The sequence below is a fragment of the Microbacterium sp. genome (assembly GCF_049661145.1).
Taxonomy (GTDB): Bacteria; Actinomycetota; Actinomycetes; order Actinomycetales; family Microbacteriaceae; genus Microbacterium.
In genome coordinates, this window is record NZ_JBASZT010000343.1 from 1 (window position 1) to 3,162 (window position 3,162).

A 3,162-nucleotide genomic window follows, 5' to 3' on the forward strand; every position below is an offset into this window, starting at 1 on the left:
CCCGCCATCCCGCGGGCGGATGCGCGATCACGCAAGCGCCCCGACGACGCGCAGGATCGTGCCGAGGTCGTCCACGGCGGCGGCAGGGGATGCCGGGGCGAACTCGGCGATCGTCCCGCCCACGAGCATCGCGGTCGCGCGCACCGCCTTGATCGCCGTGACGAGCTCGGCCGCGGACGGGCCGAACGGCACGGGGTAGGAAACCCCGGCGATCGCCGCGGGGTCGAGGACGTCGAGGTCGACGTGGATGTACACGTGCGCGGCACCGGTCGCGCGCACCGCTGCCGCGATCGCGTCAGGCTGCGAGAGCTCGCTGGCGGACACCACCCGGATGCCGGCGTCCCGCAGGAACTCGACCTCTGGGTCGTCGAAGTCGCGGCCGCCGACGTGCACAACCCGATCGGGTGTGACCAGACCCGGCTCGAGGGCAAGTTCCGGGTGCCCGTCGCCGAGCACGGCACGCAGCGGCATGCCGTGGAACGCGCCGGACGTGCTCGACTCGGGTGTGTTCAGGTCGCCGTGCGCGTCGAACCACACGACCGCGAGCCCCGGATGCCGACGAGCGGCGACCCCGATCGGCGCGACCGACACGCTGCAATCACCACCCACGACGATCGTCGGCTCGTGGCTCTGCGCCAGCGCCTCGGCGACGAGCCGCTGGATGCGCGGGAGCGTGGAGAACCGGTGGATGCCGGTACCTTGCTCCTCACCCGCCTCCAGCGGCACGTCGACGGTCACAGAGGCGGAGCGCGGCAGGTCGCCGGCGATCGCCTGCGCGCCGCCCTGGAGGAGCATCGCACGCGGGGCGCCGGATCCCTGCCACTGCGGGACCACGAGGAATCGGGTCATCGGCCTTCCCAAACGACGGTGAGACAAACCGCATCCGCCGCGAGAAGCGCGCGCAGACGCCGCTTCTCGCGGCGAATCGGTTTCGCTGCTACTGCTCGATCGCGGGAGTGGGGGCGACACCGGCCTTCAGCGCGGCGAGCCGCGCCTCGACCTCGGTGAGCTCCCCGACGTCCTCGAGCTGGTTGAACTGCGCGTCCAGCGACGATGCCGCGATCTCGGCCTTCCCGGCCGCGAGCGCCTCCTGACGGCGGACCTTGTCCTCGAACCGCCCGAGCTCGCTCGTGGGATCGAGCACGTCGATCGACTTGACGGCGTCGTGCACCTTGTTCTGCGCCTCGGCGGACTTCGCGCGGGCGAGCAGTTCGGAGCGCTTGTTCTTCAGCTCCTGAAGCTTCTGCTTCATGCCGTTGAGGCCGTCCTTGAGCTTGTCGACGACCTCGGTCTGGGCCGAGATGGCGGGTGCGATCGCCTTCGCCTCGTTCTCTTCCGAGATCTGGCGTTGCAGCGCGATCTTGGCGAGGTTGTCGAACTTGTCGGCATCCACTGCGTTGCCCGATCCGCGGAGCTCGTCTGCCTTGCGGCTGGCCGCGAGGGCTTTGCCACCCCATTCGGTGGCGGCCTTGAGGTCTTCCTCATGGTCGCGCTCGAGCAGGCGCAGGTTGCCGATCGTCTCGGCGATCGCCGACTCGGCATCGGCGATGCTGTTGGTGTAGTCGCGCACGAGCTGATCGAGCATCTTCTGCGGGTCCTCGGCGGAGTCGAGGAGGGCGTTGATGTTCGCCTTCACGAGCGTGGAGATGCGGCCGAAGATGGACTGCTTTGCCATCGGTTTTTCCTTTCCTAGCGGGAAGCCTGGTATCTAGCGGGAAGCCTGGTGTGGTGTGACCTGGGGTCGTGGATGCCGGGAGATCATGCGGGTGGGGCGGATGCCGCGGTGTGCGCGGGCCGTCAGAAGCGTCCTCCTCCGCGGCGTGAGCGAGTGCCGCCGCCCCCGAAGCTGCCCGGGCTCATGCTGCCGCGGGAGCCCCCGCCGCCGAAGCTCCCACCGAACCCGCCGCCGCTACGGCCGCCGCCCCCGAACCCGCCGCCACCGCGGCTGCCGCCGCTGAGGAGCGAGTTGATCACGATGCCGCCGAGGACGGCGCCCATCATGTTCCCACCGCCGCTCCTGCCGGAGGAGCCGCCCCCGAACATGCCACCGCCGCTGAAGGCGCCGACGTCGTGCTGCGCGTTCTGGATGGCCTGTGCTGCGAGTTGATTGGCCCGCTGCGCGTGCTGCAACGCCTGGTCGGGGTCGCTCTGCTGCACCTGACGGGCCTGCACCAGCGCCGCGCCGGCCTCGGCGAGCCGCGTGCGCGCATCGGAGCCGATCGCGCCGCGACGCGACGTGATGAAGTCCTCCGCCGCTGAGACCTGTGCCTGCGCTTGCGTCATGACCGAGCCCAGCTGGCGCTGCGCGCGCGCTGCGCGCTCCTGCGCGTCACGGACGCCGGCGAGCATCGCGTCGATCTCGCGGTTCGCCTTGTCGAGACCCTGCAGCGCGGGGAGCGGCTGCTTCGCGCTTCCGGCGAGGAGTCCCTGCGCGGCAGTGAGCTGCTGGCGCGTGGCCGCGACGACGGGAGCGAGACGACCGTCGGGATCGGGCAATGCGGATGCCGTCGCGAGATCGGTTTCGATGTCGGTGACGAGGGCCGCGGCATCCGTCTCAGCCTTGGCGAGATCGGCGCCCAGCTTGGCGATGGCGTTGTGCAGCAGTTCCGCCTGGCCGACGGCGTCCTCGGCGGCGCGGATGCCGACGGCGGCGGCACCGGTTTCGCCCGCGCTGAGCCGCTGGCGCGCGTCGGCCAACTGCTCTGCGGCGAAGTCGAGGCGCTGCCGGGCCTGCTCCGGGTCGTCGGCGACGGTCTCCAGCGCCGACGGGGCGTAGGACCGCTGCAGCGCGGTGAGTGCCGCCGCGGCCGCGGCGCTCTCGCCGGCGACCTTCGTGTGCAGTTGAGTGATGTGGGCGAGAGCCTCGGGGGCGTTCTGCTCGAGGCCTCGCAATTCGTCGAACGTCGCGGCCTTCTCGTCGAGCTCCGTGTTGGCGTGCTCGCACAGCTGGATGATGCGCACGTTCCACGCGCGGGTGTCCGCCTCGGCATCCGGCACCCCGTCGTCGAGCCGCTGCTTGAGGGCGAAGGCCTCGTCCAGATCCTGTTTCGCCTGGGTGAGGGCGTTCTCGAACTCCCGCGCGGTCGCATCGCCGAACTGGGCGCGCGCGAAGCCGAGCTCCTGCTCGCTGGTCTTTATCGCATCGTCGGTCTGGACGAGCGC

General features: G+C 70.8%; 3 protein-coding genes. All 3 read right to left on the minus strand.

The window, feature by feature from the left end; translation table 11 throughout:
- Window positions 1-27: 27 nt before the first annotated feature.
- Window positions 28-849 (minus strand): arginase family protein, encoded by an 822-nt coding sequence (locus tag WBP48_RS14300; protein WP_424441425.1) that lies wholly within the window; start codon window positions 847-849, stop codon window positions 28-30.
- 88 nt (window positions 850-937) lie between these two features.
- Window positions 938-1,675, minus strand: coding sequence for a PspA/IM30 family protein (locus tag WBP48_RS14305; RefSeq protein ID WP_424441426.1), 738 nt, complete (start codon window positions 1,673-1,675; stop codon window positions 938-940).
- Between the two features lie 122 nt (window positions 1,676-1,797).
- Window positions 1,798-3,162: TPM domain-containing protein (locus WBP48_RS14310; protein WP_424441427.1), on the minus strand; the 1,365-nt coding region annotated here is incomplete at its 5' end.